The organism is Myxacorys almedinensis A (assembly GCF_010091945.1).
Taxonomy (GTDB): Bacteria; Cyanobacteriota; Cyanobacteriia; order Leptolyngbyales; family Leptolyngbyaceae; genus Myxacorys; species Myxacorys almedinensis.
Window position 1 is genome coordinate 1 of sequence record NZ_WVIE01000032.1, and the last position, 17539, is coordinate 17539.

At 50.9% G+C, this 17539-nt stretch carries 13 protein-coding genes; 9 read left to right on the top strand and 4 right to left on the bottom strand.

Going from position 1 to position 17539, the window contains the following annotated elements; translation table 11 throughout:
- Positions 1-12: 12 nt before the first annotated feature.
- Positions 13-549: an acyl carrier protein gene (acpP, locus tag GS601_RS24050; RefSeq protein ID WP_476638898.1), complete on the top strand. Its 537-nt coding sequence runs from the start codon at positions 13-15 to the stop codon at positions 547-549.
- A gap of 135 nt (positions 550-684) precedes the next feature.
- On the top strand, positions 685-948 hold the full coding sequence (locus GS601_RS19880; RefSeq protein WP_162425036.1) for an AbrB/MazE/SpoVT family DNA-binding domain-containing protein: 264 nt from the start codon (positions 685-687) through the stop codon (positions 946-948).
- Positions 949-970: 22 nt separating this feature from the next.
- On the opposite strand, the gene GS601_RS19885 is transcribed toward GS601_RS19880, so the two are convergent.
- Positions 971-1981, bottom strand: coding sequence for an alpha/beta hydrolase (locus tag GS601_RS19885; RefSeq protein ID WP_162425037.1), 1011 nt, complete (start codon positions 1979-1981; stop codon positions 971-973).
- A 152-nt stretch (positions 1982-2133) separates the two neighbouring features.
- Positions 2134-2391, bottom strand: a complete 258-nt coding sequence (gene psaK / locus GS601_RS19890; RefSeq protein WP_238393398.1) for a photosystem I reaction center subunit PsaK — start codon at positions 2389-2391, stop codon at positions 2134-2136.
- A gap of 1056 nt (positions 2392-3447) precedes the next feature.
- On the opposite strand from psaK, the gene GS601_RS19895 reads away from it, so the two are divergent.
- From GS601_RS19895 to GS601_RS19920, 6 genes are all read left to right on the top strand, one after another.
- Complete coding sequence (locus tag GS601_RS19895; RefSeq protein WP_162425038.1) at positions 3448-4425, top strand: response regulator; 978 nt, start codon at positions 3448-3450, stop codon at positions 4423-4425.
- Between the two features lie 72 nt (positions 4426-4497).
- Positions 4498-4875, top strand: coding sequence for a response regulator transcription factor (locus GS601_RS19900; RefSeq protein ID WP_162425039.1), 378 nt, complete (start codon positions 4498-4500; stop codon positions 4873-4875).
- Position 4876: 1 nt separating this feature from the next.
- Positions 4877-5386 (top strand): chemotaxis protein CheW, encoded by a 510-nt coding sequence (locus tag GS601_RS19905; RefSeq protein WP_162425040.1) that lies wholly within the window; start codon positions 4877-4879, stop codon positions 5384-5386.
- A gap of 144 nt (positions 5387-5530) precedes the next feature.
- Positions 5531-8377, top strand: coding sequence for a methyl-accepting chemotaxis protein (locus GS601_RS19910; RefSeq protein ID WP_238393399.1), 2847 nt, complete (start codon positions 5531-5533; stop codon positions 8375-8377).
- A gap of 175 nt (positions 8378-8552) precedes the next feature.
- A complete protein-coding gene (locus tag GS601_RS19915; RefSeq protein ID WP_162425041.1) occupies positions 8553-11576 on the top strand; it encodes a hybrid sensor histidine kinase/response regulator in 3024 nt (1007 codons plus the stop codon).
- Between the two features lie 294 nt (positions 11577-11870).
- The gene (locus tag GS601_RS19920; protein WP_162425042.1) at positions 11871-14741 is read left to right on the top strand and encodes a methyl-accepting chemotaxis protein; all 2871 of its coding nucleotides are present in this window, start codon (positions 11871-11873) and stop codon (positions 14739-14741) included.
- On the opposite strand, the gene GS601_RS19925 is transcribed toward GS601_RS19920, so the two are convergent.
- Positions 14722-15417, bottom strand: coding sequence for an SAM-dependent methyltransferase (locus GS601_RS19925; RefSeq protein ID WP_162425043.1), 696 nt, complete (start codon positions 15415-15417; stop codon positions 14722-14724). The genes GS601_RS19920 and GS601_RS19925 overlap by 20 nt on opposite strands.
- Positions 15418-15773: 356 nt before the next feature.
- On the opposite strand from GS601_RS19925, the gene GS601_RS19930 reads away from it, so the two are divergent.
- Positions 15774-16226, top strand: a complete 453-nt coding sequence (locus GS601_RS19930; RefSeq protein ID WP_162425044.1) for an SRPBCC family protein — start codon at positions 15774-15776, stop codon at positions 16224-16226.
- A gap of 141 nt (positions 16227-16367) precedes the next feature.
- Here the strand turns inward: GS601_RS19930 and GS601_RS19935 are convergent, their stop codons facing one another.
- On the bottom strand, positions 16368-17432 hold the full coding sequence (locus GS601_RS19935) for a M23 family metallopeptidase (RefSeq protein ID WP_162425045.1): 1065 nt from the start codon (positions 17430-17432) through the stop codon (positions 16368-16370).
- Positions 17433-17539 lie beyond the last annotated feature (107 nt).

Here is a 17539-nt window from a genome sequence, read left to right on the forward strand (position 1 = left end):
GGGTAATTTCAGATGGATGAGAAGTTAGCACTTTCACCCTATCTGTTTTGCCCCTTCCTTATCCCGAACTCAGGTTACTTAGACGAAATTGTACCCGTTACGACGGAGGAAGGGCTTAAATCACTTGAAGCTAATCGCGATCAGACCGTGTGGAAGTTAGCTACAAAAGTCTACAGCCAGAGCGGGCATAAAGTTGATTTATACACGATACGAGATCTAGTTGATTTTAGAATTGAAGTCATGAAATATCAGGTAGCTGCTGATAAAGAGCGTTTGGCTGAGAAAGCTCGTCGTAGGGATGCACTCAAAGCGGACATTCCTGCAAGAGTTCAGAAAATAGTCATTGAGCAGTTGCAGGTAGATAAGAATAGAGTTGATTTGGACAGCAGCTTAGCGAATGATCTAGGTATGGACGAATTAGACCGGGTAGAACTTTTGATGGCACTGGAAGAAGAGTTTGATATTGAGATACCGGACGATGTAGCAGAGGATGGGTGGGACACTGTTAAGGATCTCGTGAATCTTGTTCAGGAGAGACTCTTGGACTAAAGCGGTATTTGTTGTGAATAAAATTGCTTATTGAAAGAAAACCTGCTAGATCTGCCGAACCCGAACTCGCCCTGATAAAGGCTGCTCGGCAGTCTTGCTAAAATCCTACGTATCTCTTACTTTTCACTATCGCTTATGGAAACGACAACATTATCTAGCGACGGTCAAGTAACCATTCCTCAAGTACTGCGCGAGATACATCAATGGGAGGTAGGACAAGAATTTGTCGCGATCGATACTGGAGACGGGATTCTCCTCAAACCTAAAACGCCATTTGCAGAAACGGCTTTAGATGCTGTCGCGGGGTGTCTCAAGCACAATGGAACGCCTGTCAGTTTAGAGGAAATGGAAGATGCAATCCGTCGCGGAGTAGAGGAGACGTGGCATGATCGCCGTTGACACTAACATCGCGATTCGAGTCCTATTTGCGCTCAAAACTTGCGATTCCTTCGGAGTTGCGCCTGGCGCTAATCGCGACATCATCAGAGGTGAGCCGTTGATGCAGCGCTTCCATCGCTCCAGTTTGGTGACGAACATGAGCATCAATAAACAAACAAACCGCTTCTGCCACGACTGACCGAGTTTGCTCTGCGGGTTGAGCGGCGGCAAAATCTAGAAAAGCTCGACCTGTTGTAGCATCAAACGGATCGACAACCGAGAAATGATTGGCTCCTTCGAGCAAAACTAAGTAGCTGTCCCCTCGCCCTCCCGCGATCGCTTCTCGAAACGTTCGCAAGACCGGAGTGATTGGGGTCTCCCAAACCATGCCATAGCGATCGCCACTATTGGCAATTACCCCGTCGCAAGTGCCTCCCATCAGCAGTAACGGTAAGGCATCCGGTAAAGGTAAAATCGTGCCTGCATCATAGCCAATCTGCACCGGAGCGGCACTATGAGCGGCGTAAGCAAATGAGGCGACCACTTGCGGGAAAAATTCCGGATTGGCGTTTTCGATCGCCACTCTTCCTCCGGCAGAATGACCGCCTAAAATAATCCGCTGTAAGTCTAGCAATCCTGCAAGAGTGCCGTTTGCCTGCAACGCTTCTAACTTGGCAAGCAGCGCTGGTAGGGCAGAAGCGGTGGGCGCTGTGCCGTAAACCCCTGGAAACCACTTGTGAATGTCAACCCCAGGAGTTAGGGCAACCACGCCCGGAAGGTTTTCGGCAACCCACGTAAAGATCACCACCACCAGTCCCCGTTCTGCAAGCTTGACGGCAAGCCATTGATAGCCATCGGCTGCACAGTTGACTCCGTTAAACAAAATCACGATCGCAAAGGGAGCCAGTTGTGGGTCTGCGGGCACCTCTCCCATGTCTTGTTCGCGATCGCTGCCCGACAGGTGGGCTGGGTAAAACACTTTCAGATGAAGAGTGTCATAAGGAGGGTTGACTCCTTCGACGTTGGCGGCTTGAAACAAGGCTCGAACCATCATCAGATAACGCCTCCGACTGATTGGATTGGGTTGTTACCGATTTTAGTAAGTAAATCGCCCTGAAAAATAGCATTCCCTTCAAACCTACGTAAAAAAGTCAGAGATTTGTATCCCTGACCGTAAAGCAATCTGAACTGTGGAACCAAGAGACGCTACAGCACGCCTATATTTGACAGACCCAGAATCACACCTGCTCCTAAAACGTGACCAAAGGACGTGCTAGCAAGGATAGCAGGCAAGCCAAACCCACCAAATAGATTCCCCGCTGGAATTTGGGGTTCTGCACTCGGATTCTTCATTGTGTATTTGGCAAACGCGATCGCGACAACATTACAGAGAATCATGATGATGCCAACAGTCGGAGTCCATTCAAAGGCTCTGGGTGTAACAGTGAGCAACGTAGTAATCAATGGAGTTTCTCCTCTGAAATATAAAAATCTGTTTAAATGATTTTTTACCAAGGAATGGTGAGGCTGCAATAGCGATCGCAGTAATAGTTAATCTTTCTCAGCAATTTGATACAAAGTTTTGTAATTAAGACTGACATTTGAGGAGTTGATGTCAACTCGCCTCCGCTTAAAACTCTTCAGTTCTTGTATTAAATATTACTTCTAATAAGCGACTACAATAGGGTAGCTTTTATTACCACTAAGTACTGAGAAAATAAATGTAAAAAATACAACATGTTATAAAAATATGCGCGGTTTGGGTGAGCCAACTGGTCGCTTCTACTTATTATTAATTGCTTTTTTAATTGCTGCGATCGTAAGTTCTCTATCGAGGCTAAAACCCCTAAAAAGTCTCTCTGGTTTGGCTTATGCCAAGATCTCGCCTTAGCAAAACGCAAGTTTTTAGTATCTTTCGGCACATTAAGCTTACAATTCTAGTTCCAGAGCTTGTTATTTGAGGTAGTAAACAGTAATCTAGTGGTGATTCTCAGTACTGACAGTGTTTAACTGTTGATAAATCAAAAAACTGCAATTTTGATATCCTGCTTGTTGCATTGCTACTGAACTACTGATGCGATGATCAATACCTTAAGTTTCATCCCTGTTGCCCCTCTCTCTCATCCAGGCGTCTCATGATCACCGAGGAGGTATGGTTCATCAAACTCAAATAGCTGAAGTGGTCTCCCCAGCATTGGTTTGTGTGGAGCTAATTGGCTGACCTATGCTTGCTAAAACGGGGAGAAAAAGTAGGTTATAGCGAAAACTATTTTTTAGTTGAAAATAGTTATTTTTCGTCCGTTTTTTTAAACTTCTCTTATGATAAAGAGCACCTTTTTGTTCATCAAGTTTCTATCAAGTTCACTCTGTTTTTCGCATTACTGGTAATCTGCAAGAAGTCTTGTTTGTCAGGGTTCTTGTCGGTCATCTGCTGAAAATAGATGGGAGCAAGCCTCTATTTATAAATGCGAAGATTGCTTGCATTAGGTTTCAAGAGTTTCTCAATCGATACTGTTCTTTATGGTTAGTCATCGACCGTTTCAACGACTCCAGCCCCTGAGTTTGTTGGCTCAACTGATCAGCCGTCAAGTAGATGGCTGTTTGCAGGTGGTAAGCGAGTCAGCATCATGGTTGCTCTACCTCGATCGGGGCAAACTCGCGTATGCGACCAACTCGATCGCGCCGTTTGATCGGCTCTACCAACACCTGACTCAGTTGAGCAACCAAGCTCCAGCCTTAAGCCGGCTCGACTACGCCCAACTGCGGCGGCAGTTTGAGAGCCAGCCCACTTCGCCAGCGTCTAGTAGTGCTGACTATCAGGCGATTTGCTGGTTAATAGAGCAGCATTATTTGACCCCTCCTCAGGCGACAGGGTTGATCGATGCGATCGCAAAAGATGCCCTGCAACCCTTCTTAACCATTACAGAGGGCATGTACGAACTGACGGCAAAAACCGCGATCGCTCACTACCCAAACCTATGCCAGCTAGATTTGCGCCAAATCGTCGAACATTGTCATACCCGTGCCCCTCGCGCCTCATCGCGACCGGAGCCGAGGGGCGCGACGATGCCTCGCCCAGCCGTTCCTACTGGGGCAGGAGCGCCAACCGAACCCAAATCCCGCCATACGATCGCCTGCATCGACGACAGCCCAACCATCTTGCAAGCCATCAGCAGCTTTCTCAATGATTCCGGCGTCGCTGTTGTGATGATCAATGATCCTGTCAAAGCCTTGATGCAAATCATGCGGACAAAACCAGACATCATTCTGCTAGATGTCGGGATGCCAAATCTCGACGGATACGAGCTATGTTCGCTGCTGCGTCGGCATCCCAGTTTCAAGCAAACACCCATCGTCATGGTGACAGGGCATACGGGATTTATCGATCGGGCGAAAGCCAAGTTAGTGGGTGCATCCGGCTACTTAACCAAACCTTTCACGCAGCCAGAGTTGGTAAGCACCGTGTTTAAGTTCTTAGGGATCAAAGACGAATCTTAATTCTGCTCCATTGCTGGTTTGACCATGCTCTGACCCGTCCTATTCCACCGTTAGCTAAACGCCTGAAAAATCATGAGCTTAACCTTGATGGGAACCGTTTTGGTTGTCGAAGACACCCCTTCAGAAATGGAACTACTCAGCCATTATCTTCGAGAAGGAGGGTACAGCGTGATCGGTGCAGTAACCGCGAAAGAAGCGCTGAATAAAGCCATCGAGCTAAAACCCGATGTTATTGTTACGGATGTCGTCATGCCCGGAATGAGCGGGTTTGAGCTATGTCGCAATCTCAAGAAAAATCCTGAAACCCAGAAAGTCCCCATTATTATCTGTACATCCAAAGGGCAAGACATCGATCGCTTGTGGGGAATGCGCCAAGGCGCAGATGCCTACATTACGAAGCCGTTTACCCGCGAGAAATTGATTCGTACCGTTCAATCGGTGGGAGGTTGAGGTGGTTAAGTCTTCAGCCCTGAGCGTGACAACAGACCAGACTCGCAAGAATTTAGGTGAGGCGTATCTCAAATTTGAAGTCAGTCTTGGCGTGCAGGCAGGACTGATTATGAAACAGGTACAAGAAGTGCTGGTTTTGCCTACGTCTCAGCTAACCCCAATTCCCAATTTACCGGTGGGCATTCTCGGACTGATGCATCGTCGCAGCCGAGTTTTGTGGGTGGTAGATTTGGCGCTTTTGCTTGGAGTGGGCGTCCTCGACTACAGCCCCCAGCAGTACGACATTGTGATTGTTCGCACGGGGGGATCAGCGATCGCTCTGGCAGTTCGCCAAGTTGGCACTATCTCTTGGGTGCAGCCCGCCCATGTCCAACCTTTACCCAGCGACGTAATCAAGGGGCTAATTCCCTATGCGCGAGGCTGTATGCTTCAGTCTCAAGACATTGTTTTTTTGCTAGATGGAGAAGCGATTTTACAAGCTCCAATTTTGCAGGCTAATGCCGATGAATAAGAGCTTGTATAAATCATGAATTCATCATTCATAAAAATCTAATAGTTGATTGCTCTAATCATTCAATTTGCTCATCAGGCTTGATGCATTTCTGCTGTCTTACGCATTCTACTCTTAGCTCCCGTCCTATCACTTTACAATCCCATGGTCGATCAATTTGACAAAACCCAGAGTGGCTATGCTGCTGAGAATGGTGCTGTTCCACCAATTTCTGACGCGGTTGAGGTTGACAACATGACTCCCCCGAAAAGCGAGATGGCTCGCCCTGCCCTAATTGCGGCTAATCGCGATCTGCCCCATCCAGCACCGACTGTGTTTCAGCGTATCAAACGGCTTGGGTTTCGGACGAAAGCAACCGCCCTTGCCATTGCGATCGCGACACTCCCGGTGCTAGGGATCGGCGCGATCGCTTACCGATTAGCCAATCGATCCATCACCTTACAAATCAGAGAAACTAAAGAAAACAGTGCCCTAACGCTCAGCCAAAAGTTGGCATCGTTTATGGCAGAACGGCATGGAGACATCCAGGTGCTGTCGAGCTTGCCGATCTTGACCAATCCCATTCTGCGGGATGCCACCTCATCCACCGAGAAGGAAGCGGTTTTAGAACGCTTTGTTGAAGCGTACAAGGCATACGACAATATTACCGTGTTTGATCTAAAGGGCAATGCCACGCTGCAAAGCGATCAACAAACGATTCTGAGTCAATCAGAGCAGGCCTACTTTAAAGCCGCGATCGACGCTAACAAAGTTCTGATTAGCCGCCCAGTCCGCGCCAATCTAACGGGGCCGTATGTGATTTATCTGACTGCCCCAATCAGAGAGTCTGGCGGGGGCAGAAAGCTCGGCATCGTTCGGGCGGTGCTGCCGGTTCGCAGTTTAACTGAGCAGTTGCGCGACTATACCAGATCCAATTCAGAATTTAGCGTGCTTGACGGCAGTAATCAAATCTTCCTCTCCTCCCAAGAGGCACTGATCGGGCAGCCTGCCTCTTCGGTGTACAGCCAGTTTTCGGCGATTCAGTCTCGTCGCAGCATTAGCACTCGCGTGCTTGAGCGCCGCATCCAAACCGAGCAAGAACAGTTGTTTGCCAGCTACGTGCCGTGGGCAGGAAACGACACCGTTCCAGACCTCAATTGGGGTACGGTGTTGGGAACGCCGACAGAGGTTGCCTTTGCCCCCCAGCGACAGCTATTGCTCACCTTTGTGTTGGGAACGGGTGCTGTCATGGTGCTGACTGGGCTATTGGCGGCGTGGCTAGCCAACCGTGCTACTCGCCCGATTTTGGCGGCGACCACGGCGGTGCAAGATTTGGGATCAGGCAAGCTCGATACTCGTCTCACGGTCAGAGGTAGCGATGAGTTGGCGAGTTTGGGCAACCACATTAATGGCATGGCTGACCAGTTGCAGGTGCTGTTGCACAATCAGGCCCAGAGCGTCCAGCGATCGCAGTTTCTCAGCGAGGTGATCACCAAAATTCGGCGATCGCTCACCGTTGACGATATCTTCCAAACCACCGTTAATGATGTCCGTGGCTTTCTCAAAACCGAACGGGTCGTTATCTATACCTTCAATCCTGACTATCTCAGCGGCACGATCGTTGCAGAATCGATCGCCCCAGGCTGGATCAGAGGATTGGGCAAAATTATCGACGATCCGCTAGAGCCAGGAGCCATCGATCGCTACAAAGATGGGCGCGTTTGGTCAGTTGAAGACGTTCAAAGCGCCAAGCTAAGTCACTGTCACTGCCAAATTTTAGAGCGCTTGCAGGTGCAAGCCAATATCGTGGCTCCCATTTTGCAAAACAAAGAGGTGGTCGGGTTGCTCTGCGCTCACCAATGTTCATCTACGCGGCACTGGACGCCCGAAGAACTCGAATTGTTTGGGCAGCTAGCGGCCCAGATCGGCTATGCCATAGACGAAGCCCACTTGCTAAGCCAAGCCGAGGCTGCCCGCCACGTCGCAGAAACGCTATCGGATGAACAACGGCAGCAAAAAGAAGATCTGCAAATGCAGTTGATCCAACTTTTAGGAGAAGTCGAAGGGGCAGTATCTGGAGATCTCACCGTTCGTGCGGATGTGACGGCAGATGAAATCGGTACAGTTGCCGACTTCTTTAACTCGATCGTAGAGAGCTTGCGGCAGATTGTCACTCAAGTGAAAGAGGCGGCAGGTCAGGTCAATGCTTCGTTGGGCGATGATGAACAGTCGGTTCGTCAACTGTCAGAAACCGCCATGCAGCAAGCCGAAGAAACAAATCGGACGCTAAATTCGGTGCAGCAGATGGTGCAGTCAATTCAAGCTGTATCTTCTAGCGCCAGACAAGCGGCTGCGGTTGCCAAATCTGCTTTCTCAACCGCAGAAGCAGGCGGTGTAGCCATGGAGCTTACCGTGCAAAATATTTTAGGATTACGCGAAACGATCGGCGAAACGGCGAAAAAAGTAAAACGGTTGGGCGAGTCGTCTCAGCAGATCTCTAAAGTGGTGTCGCTGATCAATCAAATTGCGGTGCAAACCAACCTCCTCGCCATCAACGCTGGGATCGAGGCGGCACGAGCCGGGGAAGACAGTCAGGGGTTTGCAGTGGTCGCCGAAGAAGTGGGTGAACTGGCAGCGCGATCGGCGGCGGCGACCCGCGATATTGAACAAATTGTGGCAACGATTCAGCGCGAAACCTCGGAGGTGGTAGAAGCGATGGAACAGGGAACCACTCAGGTGGTAGAGGGAACGCGCTTGGTGGATAACGCCAAATTTAGCTTAGAGCAGATCCTCACGGTCTCTCAGGAAATTGACCAACTGGTTGGCTCGATCTCAAACGCGACGGTCTCTCAGGTCGAAACGTCTCAAGCGGTGACTACCCTCATGCAAGACATTGTGCGATCGGCAGGACGAACGTCCGAATCAACCATGCAGGTTTCTCAATCGATCCGGCAAACGGTAGAAATTGCGCGAGAGCTTCAAGAATCGGTCGGCACCTTCAAGGTGAGCTAGCAACTGAAAGCCTTGCCCTTATTGAGCCGATTGTTCCGTTATGCCCGCACTATTCCCGTGTTATGCCCGTAAATTTGGTAGCTCTGCTCCTGTCAGTTTCTTCCCCTCCGAAAAGGAGTAGGGCAGCTATCCTTCTCCTTGTCATACCGTTCCAACCGTCACCCAAATCATCACAATGTCACAGGACAAAGAGCTTGAAATTCGTCGTCAATTTCTAGATGAAGCCCAAGAATATCTAGATACGCTAGACCGCACAATTTTAGGACTTGCTGATCACCACGTTGATGCTCAGAAAATGAACGCTGCCCTGCGTGCTGCCCACTCGATCAAAGGCGGCGCAGGCATGATGGGGTTTGAGGTGCTGAGTGCCCTAGCCCATCGTCTGGAAGATTTTCTGAAGGTGCTGAAAGTAGACAAAACCTTTAGCGCTGCCCACAACTCTGCTGGTGCTGCGCCTCCTGTTCAGCTTGAAAATTTGCTGCTCTCAGCGCTCACGGGCTTACGTCAGGTGATTGAGCGCGATCGCACCTTTCTTGCCCACCCCCATGCCCGCCCTCCAGCGATCCATCCCGCTTGGTTAGCGGCTGAGGTGACGCCCATTTTCGATCAGTTGCACGAGCAGTTAGGCGATCCCCAAGATGAGAATGCTGGCTCAATTCTCTCTCCGGAAGATGGACAGGAGATCATTCCGCTCTTGTTTGAAACCGAAGTAGAAGGCTGTTTGCAACGCTTGGAAGCGGTCGTTGCAACCCCGATGCAGCCTTGTTTGCGAGAGGAGCTTGCTATTCTCGCGCAAGAATTAGGAGGATTAGGAGAAATGCTGCAATTGTCAGCCTTTACTCAGTTGTGTGAATCGGTGACGCAACGCTTAGAGAATGACATTGATAACATCGGTGCCTTTGCTCAGCAAACGCTACAAGCTTGGCGACACGCTCAGACCAGTGTTCTGTCGGGGCGTTATGATCAAATCCCCACTGATATTGAGGGTGAGACGTTTGTCTATGCCATCGATTCGCGCCTAGACCCGATCGCAGGCTACTTTACCGACGAACCCATCCTTGACGTTGCGATCAACCCCGCAGAAGCTGTCCCTGCTGAGAACGACTCGATCTGTTCTCCCGTTGGCGAATCGGTAGATTGGTATACCGATATTTTATCGACCGAAACGGTAGCCGTGAGCGACGATGGCTATACCGACTATCAGCCGACTTCTGACGCAATTCCATTCTTTGGCGAATCCCAAGTTTCAGATTTCAAAGTTTTAGAAGCGGATGCCGGAGCCGACGACGATCAAGATATTACGGTTCGCGTTCCGGCTCGCCAACTCAACCTGTTGAATGATCTGTTTGGTGAACTCACCATCGATCGCAACGGCATTGATCTGTATCTCAAGCAGTTGAGAACGTTGGCGCAGGGCTTGCGCGATCGCATTCAAACCCTGGATGCGGTGAACGCCAAACTGCGGACAGCGTACGACAAAATTTCGATTTCAGGGCTGAGCCAGCGTGTCGCCATCACTGAAACGAGTTCGAGCTTGGTCGTGCGAAATGGTCATTCGCGATCGGGCTTTGACCTCCTAGAGCTAGATCAATACACCGATCTCAATCTCCAGTCTCAGCAGGTGATGGAAACGATCGTGCAGTTGCAAGAAGTTGCCGAGGATATTGAACTGAGCCTTGACGACAGCGAACAAGCCTATCGGGGGTTAACGAAAACGGCAAAGCAGATGCAAGCCGGGTTGACACAACTGAGAATGCGTCCGCTTTCTGATGTCGCTGATCGCTTTCCCCGCGCCGTTCGAGAATGGTCGTTGCAGTATGGTAAACAGGTCAGGCTCAATATTATCGGTGGGGGCACCCTTATCGATCGCAACATTCTCGAAACGCTCAACGATCCCCTGATGCATCTGCTCCGTAATGCGTTTGATCACGGGATTGAAACGCCAACCGTTCGCCAAGCGCAAGGCAAATTGCCGGAAGGTGTGATCGAAATTGAGGCATCTCAGCAGGGAAACCGCACCGTGATTACCGTTCGAGATGATGGAGAAGGCATTCCCCTCGATCGGATTCGCGATCGCGCTCAGCACATGGGGCTAGATCCGGTTCTGTTGGCGGGTGCCCGTCAAGAAGAGCTACTATCGCTGATCTTTGAACCAGGATTTAGCACGCGAGAGCAAGTCAGTTCGATGTCGGGGCGCGGGGTTGGTATGGATGTTGTCCGCAGCAACCTCAAGCAAATTCGCGGCGAGATTGCCGTCAATACTGAAGCAGGACGGGGCACAACCTTCACGCTGTCGGTGCCCTTTACGCTGTCAACCGTTCGCGTGTTGCTCGTGGAGAGTGCGGGAATGTTACTCGCGTTTCCCACAGACGTGGTGACTGAAATGTTTCTGCTAAAGCCAGAGGCGATCATCACCACCGCAGGCAGCGAGGTGATCAACTGGCAAGGCACGATGGTGCAAGTGGTGCGGCTCCACAAATGGCTGCACTTTAACTGCCCGCGATCGCCCCACGGCTACGAGACGCCGCCTAGCATTTCGTCAACCAGCATGATGCTGATTCGGCAAGGCGATCAGCTATTTGGGATTCCTATCGATCGCTGCTGGGGAGAGCAAGAAGCCACCAATCGCCGGGTCGAGGGCAATCTTGCTCTACCCTATGGCTTTGGTGGCTGCACCATTTTAGGAAACGGTCGCGTTGTGCCGCTAATCAACGCATCAGAATTGTTGCGCTGGATCAGCAATTGTGAGCGCTCTAGCGAAAACGCGCTTGATCCGCTTGGGTCTTACCGATCCGCCGGGGTGCAGCGTCTAAGTCTACCCCAGAGTTCTACGCCAACCGTTTTAGTGGTCGATGATTCGATTAATGTGCGTCGGTTCTTGGCATTGACGCTAGAACGCGCTGGTTACCGGGTTGAGCAAGCTAAAGATGGGCAAGATGCCCTAGAACGATTGGAAGATGGCTTATCGGTGCAAGCGGTGGTGTGTGATATTGAGATGCCTCGGTTAGACGGGTTCGGATTTTTGGCAAAAGCTAAGGTCAATCCGACGTTTACTCAAGTTCCCATTGTGATGCTCACCTCGCGTACTGGAGAGAAACATCGCAAATTAGCAGAAAGCTTGGGCGCAACGGCTTATTTCTCAAAACCCTATAATGAGCAAGAATTATTACAAACGCTAGGGCAAACGGTCAGCGCATAGATTTTACTTGCTTCTTTAGAATGCTAGCTAGACAGTTAGAGGACAGCTAATTGATCAGCATTAGCACGAAAAATTTATATGCAGTGCTATATCATGTAAACTGAATCTGGTGTAGATTTTGGTCACAAAGTCTACAGGCAGGGTGTGGTTGGCTGACAAAACTCTTCCGTTTTTTAGAGTGCAACTTTAGACTGCAACAGTGCCGATCCACTGCTTGTTCTCTCTCCTGCAAAAAGGGTGAGGGTGAGTTGGGCGAGCCGCTTCAAACAATCGCAGCAATCATCCCGCAACATTATGACACTAAATCCCGGTACGTTCTTCTCTCAGAAAACCTCCGATTGGCTAACCTGGTTTCGTACCTTGCCGCTTGGGCGTAAGCAAATTGCTGCCCTAATTGTGTGTGAGCTAATTCCAATTTTAGGCTTGGGCGTTGGGTCTATCGTGGTGCTGACCAGTAGTTTGCGATCGCAGCTTCGGTCTCAAGCGGCTGCCGAAGTGGCGGTTGCCGAGACAAACTACAACCTCAAAATTAATCAGATGGGCTTTGGGTCGCGGGGTCAATCAGACAACCGGGCAATCATCGACGTGGCAACGCTGCATCAGCGCAAAAGCGCGGTGCCAACCGAGTTGCAAGATCAGGTCAAGCAAATTCTCAAAAATGAAGTCAAGGCGCGACGGATCGAATATGCCACGCTGGTTGGACAAGATTTGCAAATCATTGTCAATGCCAACAACAATCGAGCGAAAGAACCGATCAGAACTGAAAACCTGGTGAATTTGATCCAAGCTGCGATCGCGAGCAATCGCCAGATCAAAGCAAGCGAAACGGTCTCGTGGGAAGAACTCCAAAAAGAAGGTGCCCCCCTGCCCGATGGGGTGACCGACCAAGAGGCGCTGATTCGATATGTGGTGACGCCGGTTAAGAAGCGAGACAGCCAAGAGGTGATTGGGGCGCTGGTGTTTGGCGATATTGTCAACGGTAAGCCTGCGATCGTAGCCGCGACGCAAACTGCCTTTTCCGGCGGCTATAGTGGCGTTTATCTGCGCCGCGCTAATGGAGAATTTGCCCTAGTCACCTCCCAAGCTCAGGGGGAGCAAGGTCAACTGCAAGTGGGCATCCCCCTCTCTGATGCGGCAATTTTGGCTCAGGCTGCCACGACCAAGGGTGAAACCGTGACTCAGCGTGTCTCGATCGGCGATCAAACCCATACGATCGCGGCGCGGGCAATGCCTAACCAAGTGGTTGAAACGCTAGAAGGGGCAACTGCCGTTGTGACCAATACGCCCACGGCGATTTTGGTGCGAGGCACGCCAGAAACCAGCCTCAATCGTTTGCTAAGAACAAGTTTGCAGCAAGAATTGGTGGTGTTGCTGGCGTCGCTGGCAGCGATCTTGGGATGGAGCGTCCTCTACCGCCGCACGGTGATAAACCCCCTTGAGGATCTCAAGTCTGCAACCGAACAGTTTGCCCAAGGCGATCGCACGGCGCGCGCGGAGATCTCATCTGGCGATGAAGTCGGTCAACTTGCGATCGCGTTTAATCAGATGGCAGACAGCATTCGTGGCTCTGAAACCACGCTGGCTAATGAAGCATACCAACAAGAACGCTACGCCAAAGACGCGCAAGCTGTGAGCGATATCACGATGCAAATCCGGCGATCGCTCAATACTGACGACATTATCCAATCTACCCTAGAGGAAGTTCGCAAATTTCTCGTTGTCGATCGCACAATGTTCTATCAGTTCGATCATGGTTCTGTCAATGGAACGATTATCGCTGAGTCGATCACGGATACCGTCGATAGCATCCTTTATAAATCTGTTACGGATTGGTTGGGGTTAAGCCAGATTGAACATTATCAAAAACGTACTCTCTGGTCGATTGAGAATGCGAAGGCAGATCACATCAGCGATCGCTACCGTGAAAACTTGCGAAATCTAAATATCAATGCCGAAATTGCTGTACCAATCCGCCGAAATGGTCAACTGGTGGGGTTGCTGTGCGCCCAAACCTTGCTCAGCCAAAATGCGCCTACTCCTCGGATATGGCAGCCTTCAGACCTGAGATTTTTGTCTCAACTCGCGCTGCAACTCGGCTATGCTCTAGATCAGGCGCAGGTGTTGCGAGAGCGCCAAGAGGCACTGCAAGCTTCAGAATTGCTAAAAGAAACCTTGCAACAGCAAATTATTCAGCTATTAGGCGAAGTGCAAGGGGTGGCACGAGGGGATCTAACGGTTCGTGCTAGCATTGGTTCTGGTGATATTGGAACCGTTGCAAATTCTTTTAATACCATTGTTGAAAGTTTGCGTCAAATTGTGCTCAAAGCCCAGCACTCTGCAACTCAGGTAAATCACCTCTTGAGTGAAAATGAAGCGTCTGTCCGCCAGCTTGCAGATGAATCGCTGCACCAAACCCACGAAACCACTCGGATTTTAGAATCGGTCGAGCAGATGACCGAATCGGTGGAGGCGGTCACCGAACGGGCGCGCCAAGCCGCGATCGTGGCTCAATCTGCCTCGGCGGCGGCGCACACGGGGGAAACCGCGATGGAGTCGAGTGTTCAAAGTATCATGACCCTGCGATCGACGATTGAAGGAGCCACCAAAACCGTGAAACAGTTGGGAGACTCTTCTCAACAGATTGCGCGAATTGTGTCGCTGATCCACGAATTGGCCGCGCAAACGGATGTGTTAGCCATCAATGCCAGTTTGGAAGCCTCTCGTGCCGGAGAACAAGGGCGGGGCTTTGCGATCGTAGCTTCTGAAATTGGAGAGTTGGCGGCGCGATCGACAGCCGCAACGCGCGACGTTGAGAAAATTGTGGAAGCGGTGCAACACCAAACGCAGGAAGTGGTCACCGTCATGGGGCAGACGGCGGTTCAGGTGGTCGAGAGTGCCCATTCCCTCAAAAACTCCAGACAGAGCCTGGTGCATATGGTGCATTTATCGAATCAAATTGATGACCTGGTGCGATCGCTCTTAGATGCGATGACTGCCCAAACCCAGACCACCGATGCGGTCACCGCATTGGTAAAAGATGTGGCTCACGTCTCGACGCGCACCTCTGGGTCATCGCGGCAGGTGTCGAAAGCATTACGCCAAACCGTGGATGTGGCAGAAGAGTTGCAGCGCTCGGTGGAAACCTTCAGGGTTGAGCGCAACTGATGATTTTGATCATTTCGTTCCCGCCTCTCTGAAATTCGTAGGGCACCGCGCAAATCTCGACCCGGTGACCCTGCGATCGCACTGCCTCGATCACGGGCGATACAAACGGCGATCGCTCTCCCGTCATGTTGATCAACAGCGGAAAAATCCTCACCTCACCCGCAACGCGGCACAGTTCTAAAACTGATACCCGATGAAATTCTAGAGACAACTGATCGGAATACGTAAACAGCAAATGGGAACTCAACGCTAAATCAAACTGCTGAACCTCGAAGGGCAAATGGGGAAGCGCGTCTGCCCAATACCGCTGTTGCTGCAACCCTGTCGGAAAATCATCTAAAAATTGGCGCATCGCTGCCATGCGAGTGGCAACCAACTGTTCTGGCGATCGCACCCCCGCCCACACAAACTGATCCCGCGAGGTCTCAAGCTTCTCAATAATGACGGGTGAGGTTTCCTCGATTCGCCTGCCAATTTCTGCTGCCGAAAACTGATAAATTGGATCACAAGAAATCACAGAACGCCCTTGCCCTGCCATCTCTGCATTAAAGCTGGCAGGACCGCCCGCTACATCCAAAATTGTGCGCTCTAAGTCATCCATCGTCAGATCAAACATTTGGCAATATTCAGCCCACGATCTCCCCCAAGGAACAACCTGCTCTAGTCGCAAACCCATGATTGGCACCCTATACTCAGAGAATGTTTAAGGTGAGGATCTCTAAAATGTTGCCAGTCCACGCCTTTTGTCTTTGGCAATGCACTATACAATTTAATAGGTAATTTAATGAATTGTTAATTTAATCGTTAATGTAACTTAATGGTTATAGCCGTTTAAGAGGCATCAACGCCCCTGTCTTTGTTCACCGTCTCCTAAGACATTCAGCATTTTCCATGCCGCCCTTAACTCTCCCGCACGAGAGAAAAACCAGAGATCCAACTCTCCTCCTGGGGCAGAAAGGATGGGGAGGGGGTTGTGTTTAACAGTTGCGTTAGCTCTTTTCTCCATTTCATTCTTTATTCCTTATTCTTTTTATGTCTGACTGGCTGGAACATACAGTGCAAGTTGAAGTTGAAGTGCCGATCGATGATGTTTGGGGTCTGTGGTCAGACTTGGAACAGATGCCGAAATGGATGCAGTGGATCGAATCAGTGACCATCTTAGAAGACAATCCAGATTTGTCGCGCTGGAAATTGGCAACGGGTGGGCTGGAATTTAGCTGGAAATCGCGGATTGAGAAGAAAATTCAAAATCAGATTATTCAGTGGGAATCGGTGGATGGATTGCCCAATCGGGGAGCCATTCGGTTCTACGATCGCGGCGAGCAGGGCAGTGTTGTCAAGATGACCGTTGCCTACGCGATTCCGGGCTTTCTCGGTCAGCTAATGGATAATTTGTTCCTCGGTCGCATTGTTGAATCGTCGCTCAAAGCCGATTTGGCTCGATTTCGAGAGTACGCCCTCAAGGCGCAAAACTCGCCCCGCTAGTAGATTGTCAACTTCGAGTTGATGGGTGGAGGGGTGGATGGTTCCGATTATTAGACTCCCGCTCTCCCCCTCTCCTCCTAGTCCCCCATTTCAATCTTGACAGCCCACTAGTCTACAACCGGTCTATTGAGCCTATTGAGCCTATTGAGCTTCGGGAACCTGCGCCACCTGAAGCGATTTTGTCAAGTCTGCCAGGGCAGTTTCGAGGGCAAATCCTGCATCCATCGCGACCCAACCTTCGGTGGTCTCTTGGCGAAACTCAAAATGGAGGTGTGGCCCGGTGGAGGCTCCGGTGCTTCCAACTCGCCCGATCGCGGCTCCTTGCTTGATCACCTCTCCCGGCTTGACAAAGATTTCAGACAAGTGAGCGTAGAGGGTTTGCTGACTGCCCTGCCCGTGCTCTAACGCGATCGCAAGCCCATACCCCCCAAAAAAGTCTGCCATAATCACACGACCTGTTAAGGCAGCTAAAACGGGTGCTCCTAAGGGCGCACCGAGATCGGTTCCGGCATGAAAGCGAGGATTTCCCGTGATCGGATGAATGCGCCAGCCAAATAAAGAGGTAATCGACACCGGCAACGATAGCGGAAACAGCAGCTTGATGTCCCCGTTTCCTACCTGCCCGATGGGTCGTGCAGTGCGATTGTAGTAAGCTTTCACCGTGCTGTAGGCTTGCCCTACCCCAGTGGCAGGCGGCTCGACTTGGGGCGTAGATCCAGCGTTCCAGCTAATTCCCCCTGCCGATAGGCTAACACCACCGACTTGGACGGGGGCAACACTCACAGCATCTCTAGACGACCATTGCGGGGCGTTAGCTTCTGGGGCGGAGATGCCCGGCTGAGCTACGGTTGCTTCGGAGTTGCGCCCAGCGCTAAGCTCAGGAACTTCATAGCGCTGGGTTGCGCCTAAACTATAGTCGGTGCGATCGACAAAGGCATCAGCGTCTCCCCCTGCGTTGAGACTCGGCGATACCTCAGACGGCGCGATCGCAGCGGGTGGTTCTACCGAGGCAGGAGCCGCTTGCACAGCTAGATCAGGCGGGACGGCGGGAAGTTGGTCGATCGCCTCTTGTGCCAAAGCGCCACTGCTCCCCACCACACTTAGCCCGACGACCCACCCTACACCGTGCAGCCGGAGGGATGGGCGTTGCCAAGTGCCCTGCGATCGCGCACTCAACCAATCGGGAACAATCAGGCGAAGAGACATGGGGTAAAGTCCTTTAAGTCAGAAAACCAAGTCAACAAACAAGAAAGCGAAGGTCTAGAAGCATCAAAGGTCTAGAAGTATCATCGTTGCGATCCCTCAAAGCTTTG

Coding starts and splice junctions, on each gene's coding strand:
- acpP (WP_476638898.1), top strand. CDS start 13: ATGGATGAGAAGTTAGCACTTTCACCCTATCTGTTTTGCCCCTTCCTT.
- GS601_RS19880 (WP_162425036.1), top strand. CDS start 685: ATGGAAACGACAACATTATCTAGCGACGGTCAAGTAACCATTCCTCAA.
- GS601_RS19885 (WP_162425037.1), bottom strand. CDS start 1,981: ATGATGGTTCGAGCCTTGTTTCAAGCCGCCAACGTCGAAGGAGTCAAC.
- GS601_RS19895 (WP_162425038.1), top strand. CDS start 3,448: ATGGTTAGTCATCGACCGTTTCAACGACTCCAGCCCCTGAGTTTGTTG.
- GS601_RS19900 (WP_162425039.1), top strand. CDS start 4,498: ATGAGCTTAACCTTGATGGGAACCGTTTTGGTTGTCGAAGACACCCCT.
- GS601_RS19910 (WP_238393399.1), top strand. CDS start 5,531: ATGGTCGATCAATTTGACAAAACCCAGAGTGGCTATGCTGCTGAGAAT.
- GS601_RS19915 (WP_162425041.1), top strand. CDS start 8,553: ATGTCACAGGACAAAGAGCTTGAAATTCGTCGTCAATTTCTAGATGAA.
- GS601_RS19920 (WP_162425042.1), top strand. CDS start 11,871: ATGACACTAAATCCCGGTACGTTCTTCTCTCAGAAAACCTCCGATTGG.
- GS601_RS19925 (WP_162425043.1), bottom strand. CDS start 15,417: ATGGGTTTGCGACTAGAGCAGGTTGTTCCTTGGGGGAGATCGTGGGCT.
- GS601_RS19930 (WP_162425044.1), top strand. CDS start 15,774: ATGTCTGACTGGCTGGAACATACAGTGCAAGTTGAAGTTGAAGTGCCG.
- GS601_RS19935 (WP_162425045.1), bottom strand. CDS start 17,432: ATGTCTCTTCGCCTGATTGTTCCCGATTGGTTGAGTGCGCGATCGCAG.